At 71.9% G+C, this 25,933-nt stretch carries 24 protein-coding genes; 19 read left to right on the top strand and 5 right to left on the bottom strand.

The genetic code is table 11. From position 1 onward, the window contains the following. Nucleotides 1-165: 165 nt before the first annotated feature. The 7 genes from FE374_RS12180 (at nt 166) to FE374_RS12150 (ending at nt 9,374) form a co-directional block, all read left to right on the top strand. Nucleotides 166-3,825, top strand: a complete 3,660-nt coding sequence (locus FE374_RS12180) for an Rne/Rng family ribonuclease (RefSeq protein ID WP_230978286.1) — start codon at nt 166-168, stop codon at nt 3,823-3,825. A gap of 166 nt (nt 3,826-3,991) precedes the next feature. Continuing rightward, nucleotides 3,992-4,624 carry a DUF6318 family protein gene (locus FE374_RS12175; RefSeq protein WP_139929401.1) on the top strand — a complete coding sequence of 211 codons (633 nt, stop codon included), beginning with the start codon at nt 3,992-3,994 and terminating at the stop codon, nt 4,622-4,624. Between the two features lie 364 nt (nt 4,625-4,988). Next, nucleotides 4,989-5,438: a zinc transporter gene (locus FE374_RS12170; protein WP_139929400.1), complete on the top strand. Its 450-nt coding sequence runs from the start codon at nt 4,989-4,991 to the stop codon at nt 5,436-5,438. 117 nt (nt 5,439-5,555) lie between these two features. Then, entirely contained in the window at nt 5,556-6,938 is a 1,383-nt protein-coding gene (locus FE374_RS12165; RefSeq protein ID WP_139929399.1) for an extracellular solute-binding protein, read from the top strand. After that, entirely contained in the window at nt 6,910-7,845 is a 936-nt protein-coding gene (locus tag FE374_RS12160) for a carbohydrate ABC transporter permease (protein WP_139929398.1), read from the top strand. Before FE374_RS12165 ends, FE374_RS12160 begins: the two co-directional genes overlap by 29 nt. Continuing rightward, complete coding sequence (locus tag FE374_RS12155) at nt 7,842-8,660, top strand: carbohydrate ABC transporter permease (protein WP_139929397.1); 819 nt, start codon at nt 7,842-7,844, stop codon at nt 8,658-8,660. Before FE374_RS12160 ends, FE374_RS12155 begins: the two co-directional genes overlap by 4 nt. Before the next feature lie 57 nt (nt 8,661-8,717). Next, nucleotides 8,718-9,374, top strand: a complete 657-nt coding sequence (locus FE374_RS12150; protein WP_139929396.1) for an SDR family oxidoreductase — start codon at nt 8,718-8,720, stop codon at nt 9,372-9,374. A 25-nt stretch (nt 9,375-9,399) separates the two neighbouring features. Here FE374_RS12150 and FE374_RS12145 read toward each other — a convergent pair whose 3' ends face one another. Both FE374_RS12145 and FE374_RS12140 read right to left on the bottom strand, forming a co-directional pair. Further along, nucleotides 9,400-9,681: a hypothetical protein gene (locus tag FE374_RS12145; protein ID WP_139929395.1), complete on the bottom strand. Its 282-nt coding sequence runs from the start codon at nt 9,679-9,681 to the stop codon at nt 9,400-9,402. A gap of 147 nt (nt 9,682-9,828) precedes the next feature. Then, a complete protein-coding gene (locus FE374_RS12140; RefSeq protein ID WP_168205677.1) occupies nt 9,829-10,278 on the bottom strand; it encodes an SRPBCC family protein in 450 nt (149 codons plus the stop codon). Nucleotides 10,279-10,570: 292 nt separating this feature from the next. On the opposite strand from FE374_RS12140, the gene rplU reads away from it, so the two are divergent. The 6 genes from rplU (at nt 10,571) to FE374_RS12110 (ending at nt 14,510) form a co-directional block, all read left to right on the top strand. Next, nucleotides 10,571-10,891, top strand: coding sequence for a 50S ribosomal protein L21 (gene rplU, locus FE374_RS12135; protein WP_139929393.1), 321 nt, complete (start codon nt 10,571-10,573; stop codon nt 10,889-10,891). A 60-nt stretch (nt 10,892-10,951) separates the two neighbouring features. After that, complete coding sequence (gene rpmA / locus FE374_RS12130; RefSeq protein WP_139929392.1) at nt 10,952-11,209, top strand: 50S ribosomal protein L27; 258 nt, start codon at nt 10,952-10,954, stop codon at nt 11,207-11,209. Nucleotides 11,210-11,368: 159 nt separating this feature from the next. Next, nucleotides 11,369-12,889 (top strand): GTPase ObgE, encoded by a 1,521-nt coding sequence (gene obgE, locus FE374_RS12125; RefSeq protein ID WP_139929391.1) that lies wholly within the window; start codon nt 11,369-11,371, stop codon nt 12,887-12,889. Nucleotides 12,890-13,062: 173 nt separating this feature from the next. Then, nucleotides 13,063-13,269, top strand: coding sequence for a hypothetical protein (locus tag FE374_RS12120; RefSeq protein WP_139929390.1), 207 nt, complete (start codon nt 13,063-13,065; stop codon nt 13,267-13,269). Next, nucleotides 13,262-13,645: a VOC family protein gene (locus FE374_RS12115; RefSeq protein ID WP_139929389.1), complete on the top strand. Its 384-nt coding sequence runs from the start codon at nt 13,262-13,264 to the stop codon at nt 13,643-13,645. Before FE374_RS12120 ends, FE374_RS12115 begins: the two co-directional genes overlap by 8 nt. 43 nt (nt 13,646-13,688) lie before the next feature. Then, nucleotides 13,689-14,510 carry a VOC family protein gene (locus FE374_RS12110; protein WP_139929388.1) on the top strand — a complete coding sequence of 274 codons (822 nt, stop codon included), beginning with the start codon at nt 13,689-13,691 and terminating at the stop codon, nt 14,508-14,510. A gap of 42 nt (nt 14,511-14,552) precedes the next feature. On the opposite strand, the gene FE374_RS12105 is transcribed toward FE374_RS12110, so the two are convergent. Beyond that, the gene (locus tag FE374_RS12105; protein ID WP_230978285.1) at nt 14,553-15,953 is read right to left on the bottom strand and encodes an FAD-binding oxidoreductase; all 1,401 of its coding nucleotides are present in this window, start codon (nt 15,951-15,953) and stop codon (nt 14,553-14,555) included. 292 nt (nt 15,954-16,245) lie between these two features. Between FE374_RS12105 and proB the strand changes: the two genes are divergently transcribed. Continuing rightward, nucleotides 16,246-17,370: a glutamate 5-kinase gene (gene proB / locus FE374_RS12100; RefSeq protein ID WP_456319102.1), complete on the top strand. Its 1,125-nt coding sequence runs from the start codon at nt 16,246-16,248 to the stop codon at nt 17,368-17,370. A 47-nt stretch (nt 17,371-17,417) separates the two neighbouring features. Here the strand turns inward: proB and FE374_RS12095 are convergent, their stop codons facing one another. Together FE374_RS12095 and FE374_RS12090 are read right to left on the bottom strand one after the other, a co-directional pair. Then, a complete protein-coding gene (locus tag FE374_RS12095; RefSeq protein ID WP_139929386.1) occupies nt 17,418-18,281 on the bottom strand; it encodes a penicillin-binding transpeptidase domain-containing protein in 864 nt (287 codons plus the stop codon). Between the two features lie 54 nt (nt 18,282-18,335). Further along, nucleotides 18,336-18,890 carry a flavin reductase family protein gene (locus tag FE374_RS12090; RefSeq protein WP_230978284.1) on the bottom strand — a complete coding sequence of 185 codons (555 nt, stop codon included), beginning with the start codon at nt 18,888-18,890 and terminating at the stop codon, nt 18,336-18,338. Between the two features lie 698 nt (nt 18,891-19,588). On the opposite strand from FE374_RS12090, the gene FE374_RS12085 reads away from it, so the two are divergent. The 5 genes from FE374_RS12085 (at nt 19,589) to FE374_RS12065 (ending at nt 25,908) form a co-directional block, all read left to right on the top strand. Further along, nucleotides 19,589-21,238 (top strand): TIGR04028 family ABC transporter substrate-binding protein, encoded by a 1,650-nt coding sequence (locus FE374_RS12085; protein ID WP_139929385.1) that lies wholly within the window; start codon nt 19,589-19,591, stop codon nt 21,236-21,238. Between the two features lie 107 nt (nt 21,239-21,345). Beyond that, nucleotides 21,346-22,287, top strand: a complete 942-nt coding sequence (locus FE374_RS12080; RefSeq protein ID WP_139929384.1) for an ABC transporter permease — start codon at nt 21,346-21,348, stop codon at nt 22,285-22,287. Further along, nucleotides 22,284-23,168, top strand: coding sequence for an ABC transporter permease (locus FE374_RS12075; protein ID WP_139929383.1), 885 nt, complete (start codon nt 22,284-22,286; stop codon nt 23,166-23,168). The genes FE374_RS12080 and FE374_RS12075 overlap by 4 nt, the downstream gene beginning before the upstream one ends. Nucleotides 23,169-23,170: 2 nt before the next feature. Then, nucleotides 23,171-24,898 carry a dipeptide ABC transporter ATP-binding protein gene (locus FE374_RS12070; protein WP_139929382.1) on the top strand — a complete coding sequence of 576 codons (1,728 nt, stop codon included), beginning with the start codon at nt 23,171-23,173 and terminating at the stop codon, nt 24,896-24,898. Next, entirely contained in the window at nt 24,895-25,908 is a 1,014-nt protein-coding gene (locus tag FE374_RS12065; protein WP_139929381.1) for a putative FMN-dependent luciferase-like monooxygenase, read from the top strand. Before FE374_RS12070 ends, FE374_RS12065 begins: the two co-directional genes overlap by 4 nt. Nucleotides 25,909-25,933: the final 25 nt, after the last annotated feature.

The following is a 25,933-nucleotide window of genomic DNA, read 5'->3' as shown; positions in this document are numbered from 1 at the left end:
GTGGCCGAACCCGCCAAGTCGGCGGATCCGGTAAGACCGCCGCCGTCGGCGTTCCGCGCTCACCAGTGCGGGCGTAACCACAGGACTTCCGTCCGCTCACGCGGACGACGAACCGCCCGCGGGCGCTGACGGTGTGGGCGGCGTACGCGGGCAGGGGAGTACCCCGTGAACGACGAGAACATCGACAACAGCGGCGCTCAGAGCGCGGAGTCCACCGCGGCAAAGCCCGTCCGCCGGACCCGTGCACGGCGCGCCACCAGCCCCGCGGCCGCGCCCGTCGAGGGCAGCGCTGGGACGACGGCGGAGCGTCCTGCCGGCGAAGCCGCGCCTGCCGCTGCTGCCGGGGGTGCCGACTCCGGCATCCACGTCGAGAGTGCACCGGCTCCGGCCTCGGACAAGGTTGCGGCCTCGGACGAGGCGACCGCGCCCAAGAAGCGGACCACCCGCACCCGGAAGGCGCCCGTCAAGAAGGCCACGACCGCGGCAGAGGGCACGGCGGCTGACGAGTCGGCCGCCCTCGCACCCCCGGCGTCCGCCGGCTCGGGCACCGAGGCCACCTCCACCGTCGACGCCACTGCTGGGCCCGAGGTCGCCTCCGCCGCCGTCACAGGCGACGCGGCGCCCGTCAAGAAGGCACCGGCCCGTCGCACCACGACGCGCCGTACCACCAAGAAGGCGACCGAAGTTCCCGCAGTGGCCGCCGAGACCGTCGCGGCAACAGCCGAGGCGGCCCCAAGCGCCGCAGCACCCGCCGCCGAGGTGCCCGCTGCTGAAGCCCCGGCCGCCGAGGTGCCCGCTGCTGAGGTGCCCGCCGCTGAGCCCAAGCGGACCCGCGCCCGCCGCACCACCAAGAAGGTCGCCGAGCCGGTCGCGGAGGCGTCCGCCGGCTCGGGCCGCGAGATCGCCGGACCGGCGCTGGACGAGCTCTCCGCCCGGCTCGACGTCGAGGTGAGCACCGAGTCCACCGCCGCTGCACAGGCCGAGCCGGCCGCCGCCGCACGGCCCGCCCGCCGGAGCCGGCGCGCCACCGCTCCCGCGCGCTCCCCGCAGCAGAAGCTCGACGTGCTCGCCGAGCTCGGCGTCGCGCCGTCGGAGAGCTCCGCCGCAGCCGACGAGGACGAGGAGCAGGCGCAGAGCGAGCCGACCCCCACCGAGGACGTCGTGACCGCCGCCACCGCGGAGACGGCCAACGAGAGCGCCGGCTCCGCTGACGACGCGGAGGAGGAGGCGGACCCCCGCCTGCCGGCCACCGCGCTGCTGTTCCAGGCGCCGGACCCGACCAGGGCTCGCCCGCGCCGTCGCCGGGCACAGGCACCGACCGGCGCGCCGGTCCCGACCGAGGATGTCACCGAGACCGAGCCAGTCGAGCCCGCCGAGCCCGCTGAGCTCGAGGAGGAGGCCGGCGAGACCGGCACCGAGGGTGACGAGGAACGCACCGCCGGCCGCCGCCGTCGCCGCCGCGGGGGACGGGGCCGCCGCAGCCGCGGCCAGCACGACGACGCCGGCGAGGACGAGTCGGAGGACGAGGCCGACGAGCTCACCGCCGAGGACGAGACCGGCGAGGACACCGAGGCCGGCGAGGACACCGAGGCCGACACCGACACCGACTCCGACGCCGACACCGACTCCGACGCCGAGGCGGAGGTCGACGGCGAGGAGGGCACGTCCAGCTCGCGCCGCCGTCGCCGTCGTCGCCGCAGCGGCAGTGGCTCGGGCAGCGGCACGGGCACCGGCAGCGGACGCTCCGGCGAGGGCGAGGGCACCGTCCGCGCGGCCCGCGACGAGGTCACCGCGCTGAAGGGGTCCACCCGCTTGGAGGCCAAGCGCCAGCGCCGCCGCGAGGGACGCGAGGCCGGCCGCCGTCGCCCCACCATCACCGAGTCCGAGTTCCTCGCCCGCCGTGAGGCGGTCAAGCGGACCATGGTCGTCCGTGAGAAGGACGGGCTGAACCAGATCGGGGTGATCGAGGACGGCATCCTCGTCGAGCACTACGTGGCCCGGCACACCCAGACCTCGATGGTCGGCAACGTCTACCTCGGGCGGGTGCAGAACGTGCTGCCGTCGATGGAGGCCGCCTTCATCGACCTCGGCAAGGGCCGCAACGCGGTGCTCTACGCCGGTGAGGTCAACTGGGACGCCGCCGGCATGGAGGGCCAGCCGCGCCGCATCGAGCAGGCCCTGAAGTCCGGGGACTCGGTCCTTGTGCAGGTCACCAAGGACCCGATCGGGCACAAGGGCGCGCGACTGACGTCGCAGATCACCCTGGCCGGCCGGCACCTGGTGCTCGTCCCCTCCGGGGCGATGACCGGCATCTCCCGCAAGCTGCCCGAGAACGAGCGGGCTCGCCTGAAGCGACTCCTCAAGCAGATCGTCCCCGAGGGCGCCGGCGTCATCGTGCGCACCGCGGCGGAGGGCGCCTCCGAGGAGCAGCTGCGCTCCGACGTCGAGCGTCTCACCGGCCAGTGGGCGGACATCGAGGCCAAGGCCAAGAACGCCAAGAGCGCCCCGGTGCTGCTCAAGGGCGAGCCCGAGCTGGCCGTGCGGGTGGTGCGCGATGTGTTCAACGAGGACTTCGAGTCCCTCGTGGTCCAGGGCGACACCGCCTGGGAGACCATCTCGACCTACGTACGTGAGCTCTCGCCCGATCTGGCCGACCGCATGCACCACTGGACGGACCGCAAGGACGTCTTCACCGAGCATCGCGTGGACGAGCAGCTCGCCAAGGGCATGGACCGCAAGGTCTGGCTGCCCTCGGGCGGTTCGCTCGTCATCGACCGCACCGAGGCGATGACGGTGGTCGACGTCAACACGGGCAAGTTCACCGGCTCCGGCGGCACGCTCGAGGAGACGGTCACCCGCAACAACCTCGAGGCGGCGGAAGAGATCGTCCGCCAGCTCCGGCTGCGCGACATCGGCGGCATCATCGTCATCGACTTCATCGACATGGTGCTCGAGTCCAACCGCGACCTGGTCATGCGCCGGCTGCTGGAGTGCCTGGGCCGGGACCGCACCCGCCACCAGGTCGCCGAGGTCACCTCGCTCGGCCTGGTGCAGATGACCCGCAAGCGCGTGGGCCAGGGCCTCGTCGAGGCCTTCTCCAGCACCTGCGAGCACTGCAACGGGCGCGGCTTCATCGTGCACGAGCAGCCCGTGGAGCGGTCCGCCGCCGGCGAGATCCAGCCGGACGACGGCGCCGCGCGTCGCCGCGGTGGCCGGCGCGGCGGAGCCCAGGCACCCGTCGAGACCGTGCCCGAGCCCGAGGCACCGGCCGAGGACCCGGCTGCCGTGAAGGCGCGGGAGGCCGTCAAGGCCACCCTCGCGACGATCGCCGCCGCTGCCGCCAGCGCGCACCACGAGATCGACGGGGAGAAGGGCAAGGCGCCGGTGGGTGAGTCGGCCACGTCGCCCGCTCCGGCTATTGTGCCTGCCCCGGCCGCCGACCCGGCGCCCGCCGCGGATCGTGCTGCCTCTACCGTCGCCGAGCGGTCCCGCCCCGTCACGACCGGGGTCATCGGCGCGGCGGCCGTCCTGCCGCCGGTCGGGGAGCAGACCGCGACCGATGTCGCCGCTGTCAACGCCCCCGCTGCGGAGACTGCTGCTGCGGCGGAGCAAGGTGGCGCTGTGGTGGTCGAGGAGACTGTGGCGGCCGACGGCGGGCCCGCGCCTGTCGAGGGCACGGCACCCGTCGAGGAGGCGGCCTCGCCTGTCGTGGCCGCTGCTGAGCCGGCAGCGCCGAAGCGTCGGCGAAGCCGACGGGCTGTCTCCAGCGGTGTCGTCACTCCGGGAGAGACCAAGATCGTCACGCTGGAGCTGCCCGAGAAGTAAGCGGCAGATTCCCGACGGCGGAGGCCGGCACCCATTGTGGGTGCCGGCCTTCGTTGTTGCCGGTGTGGTTTTTGGTGCGATGGTGCGCATCCCGGCTGTCTGAGGTGTGCGTCCACAGTTTCTCGAATCTCTGGCCGGGAATGGTCTACGCCGCTACGGTCGGCCCATGGCTCTGGGGGAGGGGCGACGGCGGGCGATGGCGCACGCCGTAGCGGTAGTGGCTGCCGTCATGATGCTGGCTGCGTGCAGCGCGAACGCCGACCCGGCGGAGCCGACCCCGTCAAGCGCGACCATGTCTCCCGAACCGTCTGAGTCGACGGAGTCAACTGAGACCGCCGATCTGACTCCCGAAGTGGAGAAGCCGACGCCGCCCGACGCAATGCGGCGTGACGACGTCGCCGGTGCGGAAGCGGCGGCTCAGTACTTCCTCGAGCTGTATCCGTACGTGTACGCCACCGGAGACCTCGCCGAGTGGGAAGCGATGTCTCACCCCGATTGTACATTCTGTGCCAGCGCTTCAGAATCCGCACGAAAACTTACTCAAGAAGGCGGTCACCAAGCCGGCGGCCGACTCGTGTTCAATTTCTTGGACTCGCGCGCACCGAGTAGTGATGGCGACTTTTTCGTAGTTTGGCTTGACGCTCACGAGGAGGCGCTCAGGCGCGTTGACTCAAGCGGCCTAGTGATCGCGAGCCACGATGGCACGCTCGTCGAGTTCGATGTTGCACTGCTAAATCAAGAAACGAAATGGCTAGTGCGCGGCATCGATGTCCGGTCGGGTGAGGGAGAGGCGGGCTGAACGAATGCTGTTGGGGCGACCATTTACACGCATCGTTGCGAGTCTCATTATTGCGCTCTGTGGGTTGGCCATCGCCGCTCCTCTCGCGTCCGGTACATCGCCGGCGGGGGTCGAAGGTGAAGCGAAGGACGACGGGGTAGACATTAGAGCTACCAGACCTGGTGCAACGCCCGATCGAGGTGGTCGGCCTGGTGGACGGGGAAGGCCAATAGAATCACCGAGGTTCGTACAACCCCCACCAGAATGCACCGAGTCGACGACGTTTGACCCGACGACGGGAACCGTAACAACTCCAGGCTGTGAGGAGTGGGCCGTCAATCCCATTGATGCAACCGTCACCCTTCCGCCAGGCACTACTGAACCGGTGACGCCCATCGTCTTCACCGCCAGCGACATTCAGCGCCTCCTGATCTCACCCGGCGGCCTCACCGTCCAACCCAGCCAGGGCTGGGTCCTGGTCAACATCGAGACCATCGTCTGGACCGAGGCCACCGACCAGACCCTCAGCACCGTCGTCCTCGACACTCCCGTCGACGTCCGAGTGACCCCGGTGGACTTCACCTGGGACTTTGGCGATGGCTCGGCGCCGATACGCACAACGGACCCGGGCGCGCCCTTCCCCGACCACACGGTCAGCCATGCCTACGCGAAAGCCACGGGCGGTGCGCATGTCACGCTCAGCACGCGGTGGGCGGGGGAGTTCCAGGTCGCTGGCTCAGGGGTATGGCAACCAGTTCTCGGGCTCGCGACCACCACGGAGTCGTCGACGCCATTCGAAGTGCGAACCGCGGCGGTCGCGCTGACCCACGGCTGAGTGCCGTTCTCCGCACGGTAAACACGCCCCACGCCGGACGAGATGTGGGCACCTGGCCTGCGGAGGCGAGATGCTCCTCCAGAATGGTGCACTGGCACCAGACAGGAGAACAGCATCATGAGCAGAACCGTGCGTCCCAAGCGCGTCGCCACCGGCGCCGCCGTGCTCGCGGCCACCGCACTCGCGCTCGCGGCGTGCGCCCCCGGATCCAACACCGCGTCGGACGAGACCACCGACGCGGGGGAGCCGGCCGAGATCGTCACCGACATCTCCGGGCTCGAGGACCAGACGTTGACCGTGTGGGACCAGGAGGTCCGCGGCGGCCAGAACGAGCAGATCGAGCGCCTCAACGCCGCGTTCGAGGAGAAGTACCCAAACATCACCATCGACCGGGTCACGCAGTCCACCGACGACCTCAACACCACCCTGCGGCTGGCCCTCACCGGCGCCGACGCCCCGGACGTCACACAGGCCAACAACTCCCGTTCCCAGATGGGTCAGTACGTCGCTGCCGGTCAGCTCATCTCACTCGACGCCTACGCCGAGGCCTACGGCTGGCAGGACCGGTTCTCCGACAGCGTGCTGCAGTACACCCGCTTCTCCGAGGACGGCGCCACCTGGGGTGAGGGGTCGGTCTACGGGCTGCCGCAGGTCGGCGAGATCGTCGGGGTGTTCTACTCCAAGGCCAAGCTTGCCGAGCTCGGCCTGCAGGTGCCCGAGACCTGGGCCGACTTCGAGGCACAGCTGCAGACCATCAAGGACGCCGGCCAGACGCCGCTGCTCCTCGGCAACATCGAGCAGTGGCCCGCGCTTCACGTCTTCGGCCCCATCCAGGGCGCCACGGTCCCCACCGAGGAGATCCTCACCCTCGGCTTCGGCAACGAGGGCGCCAGCTGGACCACCGAGCCCAACGTCGAGGCAGCCACGAAGATCCAGGACTGGGCCACCAACGGCTTCTTCAACGACGGCTTCAACGGCACCGACTACGACGCCGCCTGGCAGTCACTCGCCGAGGGCGGCGGGGCGTACCTCATCGGCGGGTCCTGGCTGGCCGCTGACCTCGAGTCGAAGATGGGCGACGACGTCGGCTTCTTCGCCCCGCCACCCGTCGAGGCCGGGCAGGGCCCGGTGACCACCGGTGGCACGGGCATCCCCTTCGCCGTCACCTCGAAGGCCGAGAACCCGGACGTCGCCGCCGCCTACATCGACTTCCTCACCAGCGAGGACGCCGCCAAGATCCTCGCCGAGACCGGCAACATGCCCGTGGTGGACACCGCGGCGAACACCCCGGAAGGCGGGGTCCAGGCCGACGTCTTCACCGCCTACGGCCAGGCGACCGAGAAGGGCCAGCTGCTGCCCTACCTCGACAACGCGACCCCGACGATGAACACCACGATCGGGCAGGCGTTGCAGGCGCTGATGGCCGGTGAGTCCACCCCGCAGGAGTTCACCGAGAGCGTCGAAGCGGACTATGCCGAGTTCGTCGCGTCCAACGGCTGACGCACCGGGGCGGGGCGGCGCGCGCCCCGCCCCGGCGCGCCGGCGCAGCAAGTACGGGCTCGCCCCGTACGGGTTCCTGCTGCCGGGCCTGGTTGTCTACGCGCTCTTCCTGATCTACCCGCTGGGGCGGGCCGTCCAGATCTCGCTGTACGACTGGGACGGCCTGACGCTCGGGAAGTTCGTCGGCCTGTTCAACTACGCCGACGTCCTCACCGACGACACCCTGCGCGCCGCCTTCGCGCACGCCCTCGTGCTCATCTTCTTCTTCGCGGTGCTGCCCCTGGGGATCGGTCTGGTCCTGGCGGCCGTGCTCACCCGGGGCAGGGTGCGCGGCCTCGGCTTCTTCCGCACCATCGTGTTCCTGCCCCAAGTCATCGCGATGGTCGTCGTGGCTGTCGCGTGGCGGCAGATCTACGCTCCGACCGGGCTCCTAAACGACGTCCTGCGGGCCGTTGGCCTGGACTCCTGGACGCGCACCTGGCTGGGGGACTTCACCCTCACGCTCCCCGCCGTCGGCCTGATCGGGACCTGGGTGTCCACCGGCCTGGTCACGGTGCTCCTCATGGCGGGCATGTCCCGCGTGCCCGGCGAGCTGTACGAGGCCGCCACGCTCGACGGCGCAGGCGCGGTGCGCCAGTTCCTCGCCATCACTCTGCCCTCCGTGCGAGCGGAGATCGTGGTGGCGCTGACACTGACCATCATCGCCGCGCTGAAGACCTTCGACCTGGTCTACGTCACCACCTCGGGAGGCCCAGGCAACACCACCACCGTGCCCAGCTTCGAGGTCTACCGCCGCGCGTTCCAGCTCGGCGAGGTGGGCTCGGCGGCCGCCGTCGCCGTCGTCCTGACGGTGCTGATCTTCGCGATCAACCTGCTCGTGAACCGGATCGGGGAGCGGGAACGATGAGGGTCTCGGCGGCCGAGCGGACCGGCAACTACCTCATCCTCGTCGTGTTCGGGGTCATCGCGCTGACCCCGATCCTCACCATCTTGCAGACGGCGCTGTCGCCCGAGACCCCGCAGGACGCCGCCACCGGCGGGCCGATCCACCTGGAGAACTTCGCCCGGGCGTGGGAGCAGGGCCGGTTCGGCGAGTACATGCTCAACTCCGTGGTCGTCGCCGTCATCGTCGTCACCCTGGCCACGGTGTGCTCGATCATGACCGGCTACGCGCTCGGCGCCTTCGAGTTCCGGGGCGCCCAGGCCGTCTTCTACCTTTTCCTGCTCGGCCTCATGGTGCCCACCGAGGCGATCGTGGTGCCGCTGTTCTTCGACTTCCAGGCGGTGGGGCTGACCAACACGGTCTGGGCAATCGCGCTGCCGCAGGTGGCCCAGTCGGTCGCCTTCGGCACGTTCTGGATGCGGGCCTACTTCCGCGGCGCCAACCGCTCGCTCATCGAGGCGGCGCGGCTGGACGGCGCAGGCCACCACCGGGTGCTGTGGCAGGTGCTCGTACCCGTGGCGCGCCCCGCGGTCGTGACGCTGGTGCTGCTGACGTTCATGTGGACGTGGAACGAGTTCCTCATCCCCCTCGTCATGTCGCCCAACGCCCAGCTGCGCACCGCACCGCTCGGCCTGGCGCTGTTCCAGGGACAGTACGTGCAGGGCACCACACTGCTGGCCGCCGGCGCGGTGCTCGTAGCCCTGCCCGTGGTGGTGCTCTACCTGTTCCTCCAGCGGCAGTTCATCCAGGGGATGCTTGAGGGTGCCGTCCGTGAGTGATGCCCGAAGGTGACGGCGGTTGGCCGCGTCGCGGCAGGACGCCGTAACGTCGGCTCCATGAGAGTCGTCATCGCCGGTGGGCACGGCAAGATCGCCCGCATCCTCGAGCGGCAGCTCGCCACCCGAGGGGACGAGGTGGTCGGCCTGATCCGTAACCCCGACCACGCCGCGGACCTCACCGACGTCAGTGCCGAGCCGGTGGTCTTCGACCTGGAGCGCCAGAGCGCCGCGGAGCTGGCGCCGATCCTGCGCGGCGCAGACGCGGTGGTTTTCGCGGCCGGGGCGGGCCCGGGCAGCGGGGCAGCCCGGAAGGACACCGTCGACCGCGCCGCCGCGGCCCTGCTCGCTGACGCCGCGGAGCTTGCCGGCGTGCGCCGCTACGTCATGGTCTCGGCCATGGGCGCCGCGACCGGCAGCGCGCCTGGACAGGAGGAGGTGTTCGCCGCGTACCTCGACGCGAAGAAGGCCGCCGACGAGGACCTCATGGCCCGCGACCTCGACTGGACGATCATCCGGCCCGGTGGCCTTACCGACGAGCCCGGCACCGGGACCGTGACGATGGCGCGCGAGACGGGCCACGGGCCCGTGCCGCGTGAGGACGTCGCCCGGGTGATCTGCGCGGCGCTGGACGATCCGGCGACGATCGGGCTCGTCGCCGAGGTCATCACCGGTCCCACCCGGGTGGCCGTGGCGCTGGCTGAGCTGACGGACTGAGTCGCCCAGCGAGGAACGCGCCCGGTCAGTCGGTGACGGCGGCTCCTGCTGACGGCGGCGCACTCTCCGAGCCGACGTCGGGTCGGCTCCGCTCCCGGACGACGTCAACGGCGTGGGCCAGGCTCACCTCGACCTCGAGGAGGTAGCAAGCCATGCCCTCCTGCTCCACGAGCCCGCGTCCGACGATCCAGCGGACCAGGCCCTCGACCACGTGCAGCTGAGTGCGGGCGTCGGCAGGGTCAGGCATCACCCACGCCGGGTCGAGGAAACCCGACAGCGTGGCCACCAGTGCCTCAGGCCCCGTCACCCGGGCAACCGCGCCGGCCGGGTCGAGCTGCCGCTCGGCGTCGACGAGGACGCGCTCATCGGTGGTCAGGTACCGCTCGGCCTCCGTGTCGAGGTAGGTGTCGAGATGCCGGCGCGCCCTCGAGCACGCCGGCCGACGCCGTCGGCCTCAGCCGCGCACATCGGTGCCGTGCTCGGCGAACTCCTTGAACCGGCGCATCTGCTCTCTCGTCTCCTTCGAGAACGAGCGGCCGAACAGCAGGCCGATGATCCTCATCGGGCCGCTGAACTCAAACACGTTGGGGGTGACCCACCGGGTACGGTCCGGCGCGACCTCGGTGAGGTAGTTCTCGCAGACGTTGTGCACACCCTTGGTGTCGTAGACAGCGTGCAGCGCCTCGGGCAGCGCGTTGTGGGTGATCGTCTCGATCATCTCCATGCGCCGCTTCCCCGTGAGGAACACGAGCCGGGTGCGCGCACCGACCTGAAACGCCTCGCCGGAGAGCAGCCCGACCGACTGCAGGCCCTTCTGCCACTTGGGCAGGCTCGCCAGGTCGGTGAAGAGGCGGACCACCTCGTCGCGGGGCAGGGCGATCTCGATCTCCTCGGTGTACCTCATGAGCCGGAAGCGTAGTGGGGCCCTGTCTGCGCCAGGGCCCAACCAGCGCCGACGTATGCTGGCGCGGGTTCGACGTATGCTGGCGAGGGTTCTCGCAGGTCCGTATGTGCCAGATCCCACACGGCGACGGACGGGCCACGGGGCCGCTGACATTTGCCCAGGGGCCATGGCTCCCGTAACCTAGAGCGTCGGTGCGCCCCTCCCGGTGCGCCGCGAATTAATTCTTGCGTGTCCCCCTGACCGCCGTGCGGCCGGGCGCAGGTGCGTGGAGAACACAGCCGAAACGACAGAGATGAGCAGCAACGTGGTGTACGCGATCGTCAAGGCCGGCGGCCGTCAGGAGAAGGTGTCCGTCGGCGACGTCGTCGTCGTCGACAAGCTGACCGGTGAGGTCGGCGAGACCGTCGAGCTCGAGCCGATCATGCTCGTCGACGGTGACAAGGTCACCACGGCCGCCGGCGACCTGGACAAGGTCAAGGTGACTGCCGAGATCGTGCGGGCCGAGAAGGGCCCGAAGATCTCGATCATGAAGTACAAGAACAAGACCGGCTACCGCAAGCGCATGGGTTACCGCTCGAAGCTGACCCGCCTCAAGGTCACCGGTATCAAGTAAGTCCGCGGCCCCCACGGGCCCGTTCCTCCTGACGAAGACGAGAACGAAAGCAGGTTCGAGATGGCACACAAGAAGGGCGCCAGCTCCTCCCGGAACGGCCGCGACTCCAACGCGCAGCGCCTCGGTGTGAAGCGCTTCGGCGGTCAGGTCGTCAAGGCCGGCGAGATCATCGTGCGCCAGCGCGGCACGCACTTCCACCCCGGCAACAACGTCGGCCGTGGCAAGGACGACACCCTGTTCGCCCTCGAGGCCGGCGCCGTGGCGTTCGGCTCCCGCCGTGGGCGCAAGGTCGTCGACGTGGTCCTGGTCGACGCCTGAGCCACACACGAGACGCTCGAACAGGGGCGGACGGCGTGACGCCGTCCGCCCCTGTCGCATGTCCGCCGCCGGTCCCGGCAGGCAGACTGGGTACGGGCCGGCGCCACCTGGCTGCCGGGCACCCTGCCACCAACTGAGGCAAGAAAGAGGACGACGGCGATGGCCACCTTCGTAGACCGCGTGGTGCTCCACGTGGCCGCCGGCAACGGCGGGAACGGGGTCGCGTCCATCCGGCGCGAGAAGTTCAAGCCCCTGGCCGGCCCCGACGGCGCCAACGGCGGCCGCGGCGGCGACGTCGTGCTCGTGGTCGACCCGCAGACCACCACCCTGCTCGCCTACCACCACGCCCCCCACCAGCGGGCCACCTCCGGCACCCAGGGCGCCGGCGACATGCGCGCCGGCAAGACCGGCGAGGACCTGATCCTCCCCGTGCCCGACGGCACCGTCGTGAAGTCCGCCGACGGGGAGGTGCTCGCCGACCTCGTGGGCGCGGGCACCCGGTTCGTGGCGGCCTCCGGGGGCCACGGTGGCCTGGGCAACGCCGCCCTCGCGTCGCCGCGCCGCAAGGCGCCGGGCTTCGCCCTTCTCGGCGAGGAGGGCGAGACGGTCGATCTCGTCCTGGAACTGAAGTCTGTGGCCGACGTCGCGCTCGTCGGCTTCCCCAGCGCCGGCAAGTCGTCCCTCATCGCGGCCATGTCCGCCGCGCGCCCGAAGATCGCCGACTACCCCTTCACCACCCTGGTGCCCAACCTGGGCGTGGTGCAGGCCGGCGAGGAGCGCTACACCGTCGCCGACGTGCCCGGCCTCATCCCCGGCGCCTCCGAGGGCAAGGGCCTGGGTCTGGAGTTTCTGCGGCACATCGAGCGTTGCGCGGTCATCGTGCACGTGCTGGACTGCGCCACCCTCGAGCCCGGCCGCGACCCCGTCAGTGACCTCGACACCATCGAGACCGAGCTCGGCGCCTACGCCGGGGACCTGGACATCGCCGGTGGGCGGGTGCCGCTCATGGAACGCCCCCGGGTGGTGGTGCTCAACAAGATCGACGTGCCCGAGGCCCGCGAGCTGGCGGAGATGGTCCGCCCCGACCTCGAGGCCCGCGGGCTGCGGGTCTTCGAGGTCTCGACGGCGAGCCACGAGGGGCTGCGCCCGCTCTCCTTCGCCCTGGCCGAGATCGTGGCCAAGGCACGCGCTGAGGCGCCCGTCGCCGAGGCCACCCGCGTCATCCTGCGCCCCAAGGCGGTCGACGACGCCGGCTTCATCGTCACCCGCCAGAACGGGCCCGACGGGGTGTTCTACCAGGTCCGCGGCGCCAAGCCGGAGCGCTGGGTGCGGCAGACCGACTTCAACAACGACGAGGCCGTCGGCTACCTCGCCGACCGGCTGGCGAAGGTCGGCGTCGAGGACCATCTTTACAAGGCCGGCGCCGTCGGCGGCGACACCGTGGTCATCGGACCCGTAGAGGGTGGTGTCGTGTTCGACTGGGAGCCCACCCTGCAGACCGGTGCCGAGCTGCTCGGCCCCCGCGGGACGGACCTGCGCCTGGAGGACACCGCCCGGCCCACCCGCGCCGAGAAGCGCCGCGGCTACCACGACCTCATGGACGCCAAGGCCGCGGCCCGGGACGAGCTGTGGACCGAGCGGGAGTCCGGCCGCTGGACGAAGCCGGACGACGAGCAGTAGCCCCCCGCCGTCGCGCCCCCCTTTGCCCGCGAGATGTCATCTTCTCGGCGAGATGTCATGGTCTCGTCGACGTTCGGTGACGGGCGCACCCGGGAGGGCATCTCCGCAGCGGCGCTCCTCCAGCGCTGACGCCCGGGGGTGCCGGATGGCACGCGCGGTGCCACGGTTGAGCCATGGAGAAGAAGGAACAGAAGCCGGGTGCCGCCGACCTGACTTTCGGTGGTGCGGAGGACGCGACGGACACCGCGGACGACCTGGGCCTGTCACCGAGCGTCCACGGAGACGAGGGCGGGGGAGACCCGGCCGCGAGCGCGCACCGGGACTCCGCTCCGGGTGAGGAGACCGCCAGGGCCAAGCACCGCAGGGGCGGACATGGCTGAGGGTGTCGCGGCCGGCGATGACGGGCATCGCCACCACGCCATCGACTACGTCGAGATCGCCGTCACGGACATCGAGGCCGCCAAGGCGTTCTACACCGCTGCGTTCGGGTGGGTGTTCCAGGACTACGGGCCGGCGTACGCGGGGTTCCGCGGCTCACCTGGCGGGCCGGAGATGGGTGGCCTGACCGTGAGCACCGACGTGCGCGCCGGAGGCCCGCTGGTGCTGCTGTACTCGGAGGACCTCGACCGCACGGCGGCGGCCGTGACGGCGGCCGGTGGCCGGGTGCTCGTCGAGCCCTACACCTTCCCCGGTGGTCGGCGGTTCCACTTCGCCGATCCCAGCGGTAACGAGGTCGGGGTGTGGGCGGCGACCTGAGCCGGGCGAGCCGGCCCTCGTGGACCGACGAGAGGAAGGTTCCGTGGCCAAGACCTACGTCCCTGGCGTCCCGTGCTGGGTCGACCTCGCCTCGCCGGACCCCGGCAGGGCCGCGGCCTTCTACGGCACCGTGTTCGGGTGGCAGTTCGAGGACCTCTCGTCCGACGGCGACGGCACGTACCGCTGGGCCCGCCTCGACGGGGTGGACGTCGCGGGGATCGCGGGCACCGGTGTGGGACCGGCGAGCTGGCGGACCTTCGTCCGGGTCGACGACGCCGACCGCGCCGCGACCGAGGCCATCGCCAAGGGCGGGGCCGCCGTCGAGCGGGACCTCACCGTGCCGCCCGACGGCCGCGCCCTGATGCTGACCGACCCTGCCGGCGCCGGGGTGGGTGTCTGGGCGCCGTCCGCGCACCCCGGCGCGCAGCTCGTGAACGCCCCGGGCACGTGGAACTTCAACACGCTGCGCACGCCTGACCTCGACGCCGCCGAGACGTTCTACGGGGCAGTCTTCGGGTGGCGTGTCGCGGCCGCCGACTTCGGCGGGTCCACCGCCACGATGCTGTGCCTGCCCGGCTACGGCGACGTCGTCGACGCGGACAACCCCGGATGGAAGAAGGGGCACGAGGAGGGCGGTTCGCCCGCGGGCTTCACCGACATCGTCGCCTGGCTCGAGACGGCCCCCGCCCCGGCCCGCTGGGGCGTGGAGTTCAACGTCCACGACACCCGGGCCACGGTCGACACGGCGCTGGCCGTCGGCGGACAGGTGCTGCGGGCGCCAACCGAGGGCTTCGGGATGTGGTCGGCGGCTCTAGTGGACCCGCTGGGCGCCGAGTTCTCGATCAACGACTTCGGTTCTGCGTGACCGGTCGCTCCAGCCGGCCCCGATCACTCCTGCCTGACCAGATCACTCCGGCGCGATGTTGTGGTTCAGCCGGAAGAGGTTCCCGGGGTCGAACCGGCGCTTGAGGGCCCGCAGCCGGTCGAGCTTCTCCGCGTCCCAGATGCGTGCGGCCGGGCCGTGGCGGTCCCCGGGGTCGTCCACGCCCACGAAGTTCACGTACTGGGCGCCGGTGGAGAACGGCTCCATGTCGGCGGCGAAGGCACGCACGAACGCGCCCCGCTCGGCGTCGTCGGCCGGGTCGGACCAGAAGCCGTACACGTTGAGCCAGTAGCGCGCGGCGCGGGTGGGAAAGGCGGTGGCGTCCTCCGGCACGCGGGCGGACGCGCCGCCCATGTGGTGGATGTCGAACCCGGTGCCCCGCCAGGTCTGCTCGGCGGCGCGCACCACGATCGCCTCGATGACCTCGTCGTCGAGCCGGTCGAAGGCGGTGTTCTTCCAGTAGGCGCGTGAGTTCCGTGGGAACAGGACGTCCGCCTGGCCCTGCCATGCCGGCCACGGCACCGGCTCGACCAGCTCCACGTCCGCCGTCGCGGCGGCCCGCAGCGGGGCGATGACGGCGGCCCCCTCCTCGTGGTCCGAGCCGGCCCACGCAAACCCGACGAGCATGACCGGCGCGTCGCCCAGCTCCCAGGCGGGCGGCGGGACCAGGAAGCTGATGATCGACTGCATCTCGTCGGGCAGGTCCGCCGTCCACTGTTCCCAGGCGCGCAGCGCGTCGATCCACCGGTCCTCGTAGTAGACGAGGTTCCCGGCGTAGACCAGGGGTGGCAGCGGGTGCGCGCGGAAGGTGAAGGAGGAGACGACCCCGAAGTTGCCGCCGCCGCCCCGAATGCCCCAGAACAGGTCCGGGTTTTCCTCGGCGCTCGCGTGGACCGTCCCGCCACCGGCGGTGACGACGTCCGCCGCGATCAGGTTGTCGACCGTCAGGCCGTGCGCACGGGTGAGCCAGCCGATGCCGCCGCCGACCGTCAGACCGGCCACCCCCGTCATCGACACGACGCCGAGGGGCACCGCGAGGTCGTGGACGGCGGTCGCGGCGTCGAGGTCCGCGAGGGTCGCGCCCGGCTCGGCCGTGACGGTCCCGGCGGCCGCGTCGACCTCCACGAAGTGCAGGCTCCCTAGGTCGAGGACGATCCCACCGTCGACCGTGCCGTGGCCCGCCACACCGTGCCCCCCGCCGCGCACGGCCAGCGGCAGACCCATGTCCCGGGCGAAGTCCACGACGGCGCCGATGTCTCCGACCGTCGCGGCGCGCACGACGGCGATCGGCCGGCGGTCGATCATCCCGTTCCACACGCGCCGGGCGTCGTCATAGCCGGGCTCGCCGGCGAGAAACATCGTCCCACCCACGCGGCGGCGGAAGGCCTCGAGGAGCTCTTCGGTCAGAGGTGCAGGTGTGCTCACGTCGACCACAGCCTCACGTCGACCACCGCCGTCCTGGTCCGGCGGGTGCCGGTCGGCCCCCGCGTGGCGCGTTGCTCGACCGGTCGCCGTCGTCCTCGGCGGCGTCCCGCCCGTCCACACTGCGTTCTGGCCAGATTCTGCACCGGACCACCATGGGGGACAAGTGAAGGGCACGGACGGGCCCGATGAACGCGGTCTCCGTCGTCGTCGGACGAGCGCCGCGAGCCCGCCGCCGCTGGACGGGCGCGGCCCGCGACGTCCGACGTGCGCGATGATGTGCGGCGTGAACCATCTGGTCAACCGTTCCGACGTGGCGACGGCCCCGCGCATCGTCGTCAAGGTGGGCTCGTCGTCCCTGACCGCACCGGACGGCCGCCTCGACCTGCCCGTGCTCCACCACCTCGTGCAGGTGCTCGCCGATCGGCGCGCCGCGGGCCAGCAGGTCGTCCTCGTCTCCTCCGGCGCCATCGCGGCCGGCATCATGCCGCTCGGGCTGCCCGGCAAGCCCAAGGACCTGGCGACGGCGCAGGCCACCGCGAGCGTCGGGCAAGGCATCCTCGTGGCGCGCTACACCGAGGCATTCGCCTACCACGGCCGGCGGGTGGGGCAGGTGCTGCTCACCGCCGAGGACCTCATCCGGCGCACCAACTACGCCAACGCCCAACGGGCTCTCGAGCGGCTCCTGACCCTCGGCGTCGTCCCGATCGTCAACGAGAACGACACGGTGGCCACCGACGAGATCCGCTTCGGTGACAACGACCGGCTCGCCGCGCTCGTCTCGCACCTGGTGCGCGCGGACGCCCTCGTGCTCCTCACCGACGTCGATGGCCTCTACGACGGCCCGCCGTCCCGGCCCGGCACCCGGCTGATCCCGTCGGTGACGACCTCGGCCGACCTGGCCGGGGTCGAGGTGACCGGCCGTGGCAGCGACATCGGGACCGGCGGCATGATCACCAAGCTCGACGCCGCCTCGATCGCCACCGGCTCCGGCATCCCCGTGGTCCTCACCTCCACCGCCAACATCGCCCCCGCGCTGGCGGGGGAGGAGGTGGGCACCTGGTTCGCCGCCACCGGCAAGCGCAAGTCCGCCCGGCGGCTCTGGCTCGCCCACGCCGCCCAGGTGCGCGGCCGCCTGCACCTCGACGCCGGCGCCGCGCGCGCCGTCACCGACGGCAAGCGCTCGCTGCTGGCCGCCGGCGTGGTGGGTGTGGACGGCGACTTCGAGGCCGGCGACGTCGTGGAGCTGGTGGGGCCCGACGGCGTCGTCGCGCGTGGGCTGACCGCCTACGGCGCCGCCGAGATCCCCGAGATCATGGGCAAGTCCAGCCACCAGCTCGTCGACGGGTTCGACCAGCACCCACGGGCCGTCGTCCACCGCGACGACCTCGCCCAGGTGCGGGCGCGCCGGCGCCGCTAAGCGCACGCTTCCACTGGTGGAGCTAGTGCACGCACGCTCCCGCCGGCTCAGCGCGCCGCGCGGAGGAGCTCCTCGAGCAGCGGGCCGGCGGTGGCTGCCCCGGAGAATCCGTCCTCGACCAGGGCAGCGACCGCCAGGTCGTCCTGGAAGCCGACGATCCAGGCGTGCGCGCCGGCGGCTTCCTCGGCACCGAACTCGGCGGTCCCGGTCTTGGCGAAGACCTCGCCTCCGGGAACGTCGGCCAGGAAGGACGCGGTGCCGCCGGTGACCACCGCGCGCATCATCCGTCGCAGTGCCGCGGCCTCGTCATCGGTCAGGGGAGCGGGGGCGGAAACGCCGTCGGTGGCCGCCTCGACAGGGCTGTCGGTGGCTGCCGCGGGCGGCTCGCTGCCGACGTCGGTGACCAGCACGGGACTGACGCGCGACCCGGCGGCGACGCTCGCCGCGACCGTGGCCATGGCGAGAGGTGAGGCCACGATTCGCCCCTGTCCGATCATCGAGGCGGCGTGCTCGGTGCCGGTGGCATCCGTGGGGACCTCGCCCGCCAGGGTGGGCACCCCGGCGTCCAATGCGACGCCCAGCCCGAGGGAGGCTGCGGCGGCGGCGAGGTCGTCGGCGTCGACCCGGTCCCGGGCGCCGATCAGGGCGGTGTTGCAGGACGTCGCGATGACGCCCTCCAGCGTGGTCGGCCCGACGGCGTCGGCCGGGAAGCCGGGGTAGTTGGAGAACTCGCGTCCGTCCGCGACCGCCGTGGGGGTGCAACCCATGGGGGAGTCGGTGGTCAGGCCCGAGCGGAGCAGGGCCAGGGCGGCGGCCGCCGCGGGATCCGGCGTGCCGGTGCAGGCCGTCAGTCCACCGACGGCGACCAGCGCGAGCGCGGCCACGACGTGCGGCCGTATGCGAGCAGGCATGCCCGATATCCTCGCAGGCGCTTGCCACGAGGGGTACTTGATGTTCGGCTCCGGTCAGTGGTCCGGACCGTTCAGCCCAAGTCGGCTGTGCCGGCCGAGCCGGTGGTAGGTGCGGTCGACGTAGGTGAGTGGGCGGTCGGTGCCGCCGCGGCCGGCTCGGACGGCCCGGACGGTGACGAGCAGGCTGTCGCCGACCGGGATCCGCTTCTCGACCAGGCCATGCAGCCACGCGGTGGTGCCCTCGAGCACCGGTTCCCCGGTGGGGAGCGGGGCCCAGGTGGTGGTCGCGAAGCGGTCGACGCCTCGCCGGGCGAACCGGGCGGCGACGTGCTGCTGACCCGCCGCCAGGAAGTTGACCACCAGGCTCTCGGCGTCTTCCACGGCCGGGCGGCTGGACGAGCTCGCGGCCAACGAGAACGCCAGGATCGGCGGGTCGGCGGAGACCGAGATGACCGACGTCGCGGTGAAGCCCACGGGCCCGTCCGGGGTGCGCAGGGTCATGACGGCCACACCTGCGGGGTGGTGCCGGAAGACGGCCTTGAACTCCTCGGCGCTGAGCCCCTGAGGCGGTGCCTCCACCAGGGTCAGGGTGGTCGGCTCGATGCTCACGCTCGTCCTTCCTCTTGACGTCCCGCCTCGGTACCTGCCGGGACGGGTGGGCCGCGGTCAGGGCCGGGACAGCAGCGACGGTAGGGCACGGCCCCGGAGACACGAGCTCCTGCCCGGCGCGTATCGAGGCAGGAGACGGTTGGGACGCAGCAGCGTGTGGGTCTCGGATCCTGAGAACGACCGGGACTTCGGTCCTACCGGTCCGGAATCCATGGCAGTGTCCTCACCACGGGAGCCCGGTCACCGCCGGATCTGCTCCCCGGACCACGACGGAGGAACGATGAAGGGCAGCACGGGCATCTCGACCCGCACCCTCCATGACGGCGCGCCCCAGGGCAGCGCCTCCTGCTGTCGTCCCACGCCGGGCTGCTGTTGTTGTATGCCCGGGTCCTGCGCCGCCTGATCCCGGCCCAGGACACCACCCCGCCGGCGGCGTCGCCGGCCCACGCGTACCGGCCGCACCCGGCTCCTCGAGCCTGCCGCCGCCGTGTGGCAGTGCGTGGCCGTCGTGCCGCGCTCGCGGCCGTGCCGCGTTTGCGGCCGTGACGTGCTGACGCCCGCCCCCTGACCCGCCTTCTGCGGCTTTCTTGCCGTACCCGTCCGCGCCCATCCGGCGGGCGGCCCCCGTCTGTGCCGTGCGCGGCCGTCCCCGGCACCTGCGCGGCGAACCCATGCCTTTTCGAGCCAGGAGAACACCGATGTCCCTCCACCAGTCCGGGCGTCTACGCCGCAGAACCACCGCCGTCGTGCTGATCAGCGCCGCCTCGCTGCTCGCTGCGTGCTCGAGCCAGTCCCAAGCGGCCGGCGACGGCGCCGAGGAGCCGGCCGGCGAGCCGGTCATCGGCGGCGAGCTGACCTACCTCGAGCCCAACCCGCACACGAACCTCTACCCGCCGCAGGCCGGCTACTACCCCAACGGCGGGCTGGTCAACAACATCACCGACCGGCTCACCTACCAGAACCCCGAGACCCTGAAGATCGAGCCCTGGATCGCCACCGACTGGGAGGTGAACGCCGACGCCACCGAGTACACCTTCAACCTGCGCGACGGCGTCACCTTCTCGGACGGCACCGCGCTGGACGCCGAGGTGGTCGCGAAGAACTTCGACACCTACGGCCTCGGCAATCCCGACCTGGGCCTGACCGTCTCCGAGGCGATCAACAACTACGCCTCGAGCGACGTCGTGGACGAGGACACGGTGACGTTCCACTTCGCCGCCCCGGCCCCCGGCTTCCTCCAGGCCACCTCGACCATCAACTCCGGCCTGCTCTCCGCCGAGACCCTGGACAAGAGCCTCGAGGAGCTCGGCGCCGGCAGCGCCACCGACCTCATCGGCTCGGGCCCGTTCGTCGTGGCCCAGGAGGAGCTCGGCACCCAGATCCGCCTCGAGGCGCGGGAGGACTACGACTGGGCACCGCCGTCGCTGGAGCACCAGGGCCGGGCCTACCTCGACGCCGTCAACATCGTCATCACCCCCGAGGACAGCGTGCGCATCGGGTCGCTGACCTCCGGCCAGGCCGACGTCGCACGCTACGTGCAGGCCTACGACGAGGCCCAGGTCGAGGCCGCCGGGCTGGACCTGTACGCGCCGCAGACCCGCGGCGTGAACAACGGGCTCGCCCTGCGCGCGAGCAACCCGCTCCTGAGCGACCTGCGCGTGCGCCAGGCCCTCCTGCACGGTGTCAACGCCCAGGAGGTCGTCGACACCGTGTACACCGCTAACTACCCGGCGGCCACCTCCCAGCTCAGCAAGGCCGCACGCGGCTACAAGGACGAGTCCGCGGGTCTCGCGTACGACCCCGCCCTGTCCGCGCGGCTCCTGGACGAGGCCGGCTGGACCCCCGCCGCGGACGGCATCCGCGAGAAGGACGGCGAGCGACTCTCCCTCGACGTCTACGCCTCGCCCGCGCAGCCGCTGTCCAAGCCCAACCTGGAGCTGGTCTCCCAGCAGCTCAAGGAGATCGGCGTCGAGCTCAACGTCAAGACCGGCGACATCGCGACGGTGACGGCCGAGACGCGGGACCCGCTCAAGGCCCCGCTGTACCACTCGATGGTCGGACGCGCGGACCACGATGTCATCAAGAGCCAGTTCCACTCGGAGAACCGCGACGTGCTGATCTCCGAGGACGCCACGCTCGACGCGCTCCTCGAGGCAGTGGCCGCCGAGCCCGACCCCGCGAAGCGGGACGAGGCCTCCGGGGCCGTGCAGGACTACCTCACCGAGCAGGCCCTCTACATCCCGATCTTCGAGGAGCCGCAGGTCTACGGCGCCGCTCCGGACGTCGAGGGTGTGGGCTTCGAGTCCGTCGGTCGCCCGACGTACTACGGCGTCTGGCTCAACCGCTAGCACGCACCGGGCGGGCGGTGGGCCTCCCACCGCCCGCCCCGGGTTGGCCGGATGCTCCCGGCCTCGGCTTCATCACACCGGCTCCGGCTGGGGAAAGGGGAGGTGCCGTGCGATACGTCCTCGGCCGCGTCGGTCAGTCCGTGGTGGTCCTGCTCGTGGCCTTCACGCTCAGCTTCGCCCTGTTGCACGCCCTGCCGGGCGACGCGCTGCTCATCAAGTTCGAGAACCCGGAGCTCGGCCTCTCGCAGGGGGAGATCGCCGCGATCCGGCAGTCCTACGGGGCGGACGTGCCGTTGGTCCAGCAGTACCTGGTCGCCCTCGGCGGCTTCGTGACCGGTGACCTCGGCTACTCGGTGCAGTACGGCACCCCGGTGGCCACGCTCATCGCGGAGGCGATGCCCGGCACGCTGGCCCTCGCGGCCGGCGCCTTCGCCCTCGCCGTTCTCCTCGCGGTGGGCATCGCGGCCCTGTCCACGCTGGCCCCGTTCGCGTGGCTGGCCGGGGCGCTGCGCTCGGTGCCCTCGCTCTTCGCCGCGGTGCCGGTGTTCTGGCTGGCCATCGTGCTGGTCCAGGTGTTCTCGTTCCAGCTGGGCCTGGTGCCCGTGATCGCGCCCAGCCCGGCCCAGGCGCTCATCCTCCCCGTCCTCGCGCTGGCCGTACCGATCTCCGCGCCGCTGGCCCAGGTCCTCGTGCGCAGCATCGACGACGTGCGGCTGCAGCCCTTCGTCGCCGTCACCACCGCCAAGGGCGCGAGCCCCCACTGGCTCCTGAGACGCACGATCGCACGCAACGCCCTGCTGCCCACGCTGACCATCTCCGGCGTGCTGCTCGGCGAGCTGATCGGCGGCGCCGTGGTGACCGAGACCGTGTTCGGGCGTGCCGGTGTCGGCCGCCTCACCGAGCAGGCCGTCTCCCAGCAGGACATCCCCGTCCTGCAGGGCGTCGTGCTCGTGGCGGCGGTGACGTTCGTCGTCGTCAACCTCCTCGTCGACCTGCTCTACCCCGTCCTTGACCCGCGCACTAAGAAGAAGGTTGCGCTGGCCGCATGAGCACGACACTGACCGACGGCGCACCCTCCACCCGCCTCGCCTCGTCCACCCGGCTTGCCCCGTCCACCCGCCGGACCCCCCTTGGCCGGCTGCGTGCCCTCGACCCCACGGTCGTCGTCTCGTTCGTGGTCGTCGCGCTGGTCCTCGCCTGGGCCGTCGCCCCGGGCCTGTTCACCGCGCACGACCCCCTCGCCGGCGTGCCGGCGGAGAAGCTGCAGGCTCCCAGCCCGGCCCACCCGTTCGGCACCGACGCCCTCGGGCGCGACCTGCTCGCCCGGGTCATCCACGGCTCGGTCCACTCCCTGTTCGGCGCGCTGCTCGCGGTCAGCGTCGGGCTCGTGGTCGGCACCGGGCTCGGCGTCCTGGCCGGCTCCGCTGGGCGGGTCGTCGACGACGTCATCATGCGGGTCGTCGACGTCCTGCTCGCCATCCCGGCCCTGCTGCTGATGCTCAGCATCATCATCCTGCTGGGCTTCGGCACCACCAACGCCGCCATCGCGGTGGGCGTCAGCTCGGTGGCGTCCTTCGCGCGCCTGTCCCGCTCCGAGGTGGTCCGGGTCCGGCGCAGCGACTACGTCGAGGCCGCGTTCGGCAGCGGTGGCCGGTTCCTGCCGGTGCTGGCGCGGCACGTGCTGCCCAACTCCGTCGGCGCCGTCGTCTCCCTCGCCGCCCTGCAGTTCGGCACCGCGATCATCGCGATCTCGACCCTGGGCTTCCTCGGCTACGGCGCCCCGCCGCCCACGCCCGAGTGGGGCCTGCTCATCGCGGAGGGCCGCAACTACATCGCGACCTCCTGGTGGCTGACCACGCTGCCCGGCCTCGTGCTGGTGGTCGTCGTGCTCGCCGCCAACCGCATCAGCGTCTGGCTGAGGAGGAAGTGACCATGACCTCGATCATCACCGCGGTCCGTGACCGTCCCGCGGACCTGCCCCCGGGGGGCGTCCCCACCAGGTCAACCGAGAGCGCACCGCCCGTGCTCGCCGTCCGGGACCTCGCCGTGGGCTACCGCACCCGCGGCGGCATCGCCCGCGCGGTCGAGGGCGTCTCCTTCGACGTGGCGTCCGGTGAGGTCGTTGCCGTCGTGGGGGAGTCCGGCTCGGGCAAGACCACGACGGCGCAGGCCGTGGTCGGCCTGCTCGCCGGGAACGGGCACATCGAGTCCGGCAGCGTCGAGGTGAGCGGCACGGACATCTCCGGCTGGGGCGCGCGGCGGCTGGAGTCCGTGCGCGGCGCCCGGATCGGCCTGATCCCGCAGGACCCCAACAACTCCCTCAACCCCGTCAAGACCATCGGCGCCAACCTCGCCGAGGTCCTCCAGATCCACCGCTACGGGAGCAAGGCGGCCATCCGCGCTCGCGTCCTCGAGCTTCTCGACCGGGTCGGTCTGCCCGAGCCCCAGGCACGCGCCCGCCAGTACCCGCACGAGCTCTCCGGCGGCATGAAGCAGCGCGTCCTCATCGCCGGCGCGGTGGCACTCGAACCCGAGCTGATCATCGCCGACGAGCCGACCAGCGCCCTCGACGTCACCGTCCAGCGCCGCATCCTCGACCTGCTAGGCGACCTCCAGCGCGAGCTGGGCACCGCCGTCCTGCTCATCACCCACGACCTCGCGGTCGCCGCGGACCGGGCCGACCGGATCCTGGTGATGAAGGACGGCCGGCTCGTCGAGCAGGGGCCCACCGCCCGCCTGCTCGCCGCGCCTACCACCGACTACACCCGCACCCTGCTCGGCGACGCACCGTCCTTCGCCGCCCCGGCCGCGCGCACCGCCACGCGCGAACTGGTTGAGCGGGCCACGCCCGCCGACCACGCGATCGTCGTCGACCGTCTCGTCCAGGACTTTCCCACCGGCCGACGGCGGAGCTTCCGTGCCGTCGACGACGTCAGCTTCACGGTCGTCCGGGGCACCACCCACGCCCTGGTCGGCGAGTCCGGCTCGGGCAAGACCACGACGGCGCGCACCGTCGTCGGGTTGCAGGACCCCTCCGCAGGGCGCATCACGGTCGAGGGGCACGCCGTGACCGCGCTGGGGGGAGCAGCCCTGCGCCGGTTCCGCCGCGTCGCGCAGCTGGTGTACCAGAACCCCTTCAGCTCCCTCGACCCCCGGCAGAGCATCGCCGAGATCGTGGGGGAGCCACTGCTCAACTTCGCCGGGACGGACCGCGCGCGCCGCCGCGAGGTCGTCGCGGAGGCCATCGACCGGGTCGCGCTGCCGGCGGACGTGGCCGGGCGCCGTCCGGCCGAGCTCTCCGGCGGGCAGCGCCAGCGGGTGGCCATCGCCCGCGCCCTGGTGCTCCAGCCGCAAGTGCTGGTGCTCGACGAGGCCGTCTCCGCACTCGACGTGACCGTCCAGGCGCAGATCCTCGCCCTGCTCGAGCAGCTGCAGCAGGACCTGGGGCTGACGTACCTGTTCATCTCCCACGACCTGGCGGTCGTGCAGCAGATCTCCGACACCGTCTCGGTCATGCAGGCCGGACGGATCGTCGAGCAGGGCACCACCGCACGGGTCTTCGGCAGCCCGACGCACGAGTACACCGCCGCGCTGCTCGACGCCATCCCCGGCCACCCCGGGACCTCGCACGACCACCACGACAAGGAGTCAGCCCGATGACCAAGAAGATCGGGATCTTTACCCGCATCCTGGACGACGCCTCTCCGGCCCAGCGGTACCGCAACGCCGTCGAGCAGATCCAGCTCGCTGAGCTCGTCGGGCTCGACGCCGCATGGGTGGCCCAGCACCACTTCAACCGGGACGAGGGCGGCCTGCCCGCACCGCTGGTGTTCCTCAGCCACGCCGCCGCGGTGACCTCGCGGATCCGGCTGGGCACCGGCATCATCACGCTGCCGATGGAGGACCCGATCCGGGTGGCCGAGGACGCCGCGGTGCTCGACGTGCTCTCCGGCGGGCGCCTCGAGCTGGGCCTGGGCAGCGGCGGCACGCCGAAGTCCTTCCCCGCCTTCGGTCGCGATCACGCCGACCGCCGGGAGATCTACGCCGACCACCTCGCCTCTCTGGTCGGCGCGCTGGACGGGCAGGAGCTCGGCCACCCGCAGAACCGGCTCTACCCGGCCGCGCCGGGGCTGACGCAGCGGATCTGGCAGGCGACGTTCTCCGCCGGCGGGGCGGCCGCGGCGGGTACCCGAGGTGACGGGCTCATGCTCTCCCGCACCCAGCCCCGCCCGGCCGGGAACCCCGACGCGAGCCTCAGCGACATCCAGAACCCCGTCATCGACGCCTACCTCGCCGCACTCCCGGCCGGGGCCACGCCCCGCATCCTGGCCTCGCGGACGCTGTTCGTCTCCGAGGACCGCGCCCGGGCGCACGCCTTCGCCGGGACCGGGCTGCGGCGGGCCGCCGAGGGCCTGCGCCGCCAGGGCCACCACATCCCCGAGGACGACGTCGACTCGCTCATCCGGCGCACGGACTCCTACGTCGGCACCCCGGAGGACGTCGTGGTCTCCCTGAGCCGCGACAGCGCCCTGGCCCGCTCGACGGACGTGTCCTTCCAGGTCCACTCGATCGACCCGCCCCACGAGGACGTCCTGCGCTCCATCGAGCTGCTCGCCACGGAGGTGGCGCCGGCCCTCGGCTGGCGTCCCGCCCTGGCCGCCGCCCACTGACTCTCCCTGCCGCCACCGCCCTTCA

Source organism: Georgenia yuyongxinii, assembly GCF_006352065.1.
Lineage (GTDB): Bacteria > Actinomycetota > Actinomycetes > Actinomycetales > Actinomycetaceae > Georgenia > Georgenia yuyongxinii.
The sequence above is the reverse complement of the archived record's forward strand: the minus strand, read 5'-3'. Positions and strand labels throughout refer to the sequence as shown.

Excerpts from the sequence above, each read along its gene's own strand:
- FE374_RS12115 (WP_139929389.1), top strand. The coding sequence starts at position 13,262 with ATGGCTGAGGGTGTCGCGGCCGGCGATGACGGGCATCGCCACCACGCC.
- rpmA (WP_139929392.1), top strand. The coding sequence starts at position 10,952 with ATGGCACACAAGAAGGGCGCCAGCTCCTCCCGGAACGGCCGCGACTCC.
- FE374_RS12120 (WP_139929390.1), top strand. The coding sequence starts at position 13,063 with ATGGAGAAGAAGGAACAGAAGCCGGGTGCCGCCGACCTGACTTTCGGT.
- obgE (WP_139929391.1), top strand. The coding sequence starts at position 11,369 with ATGGCCACCTTCGTAGACCGCGTGGTGCTCCACGTGGCCGCCGGCAAC.
- FE374_RS12070 (WP_139929382.1), top strand. The coding sequence starts at position 23,171 with ATGACCTCGATCATCACCGCGGTCCGTGACCGTCCCGCGGACCTGCCC.
- FE374_RS12075 (WP_139929383.1), top strand. The coding sequence starts at position 22,284 with ATGAGCACGACACTGACCGACGGCGCACCCTCCACCCGCCTCGCCTCG.
- rplU (WP_139929393.1), top strand. The coding sequence starts at position 10,571 with ATGAGCAGCAACGTGGTGTACGCGATCGTCAAGGCCGGCGGCCGTCAG.
- FE374_RS12160 (WP_139929398.1), top strand. The coding sequence starts at position 6,910 with ATGCCGAGTTCGTCGCGTCCAACGGCTGACGCACCGGGGCGGGGCGGC.
- FE374_RS12165 (WP_139929399.1), top strand. The coding sequence starts at position 5,556 with ATGAGCAGAACCGTGCGTCCCAAGCGCGTCGCCACCGGCGCCGCCGTG.
- FE374_RS12150 (WP_139929396.1), top strand. The coding sequence starts at position 8,718 with ATGAGAGTCGTCATCGCCGGTGGGCACGGCAAGATCGCCCGCATCCTC.
- FE374_RS12085 (WP_139929385.1), top strand. The coding sequence starts at position 19,589 with ATGTCCCTCCACCAGTCCGGGCGTCTACGCCGCAGAACCACCGCCGTC.
- FE374_RS12175 (WP_139929401.1), top strand. The coding sequence starts at position 3,992 with ATGGCTCTGGGGGAGGGGCGACGGCGGGCGATGGCGCACGCCGTAGCG.
- FE374_RS12065 (WP_139929381.1), top strand. The coding sequence starts at position 24,895 with ATGACCAAGAAGATCGGGATCTTTACCCGCATCCTGGACGACGCCTCT.
- FE374_RS12095 (WP_139929386.1), bottom strand. The coding sequence starts at position 18,281 with ATGCCTGCTCGCATACGGCCGCACGTCGTGGCCGCGCTCGCGCTGGTC.
- FE374_RS12140 (WP_168205677.1), bottom strand. The coding sequence starts at position 10,278 with ATGAGGTACACCGAGGAGATCGAGATCGCCCTGCCCCGCGACGAGGTG.
- FE374_RS12155 (WP_139929397.1), top strand. The coding sequence starts at position 7,842 with ATGAGGGTCTCGGCGGCCGAGCGGACCGGCAACTACCTCATCCTCGTC.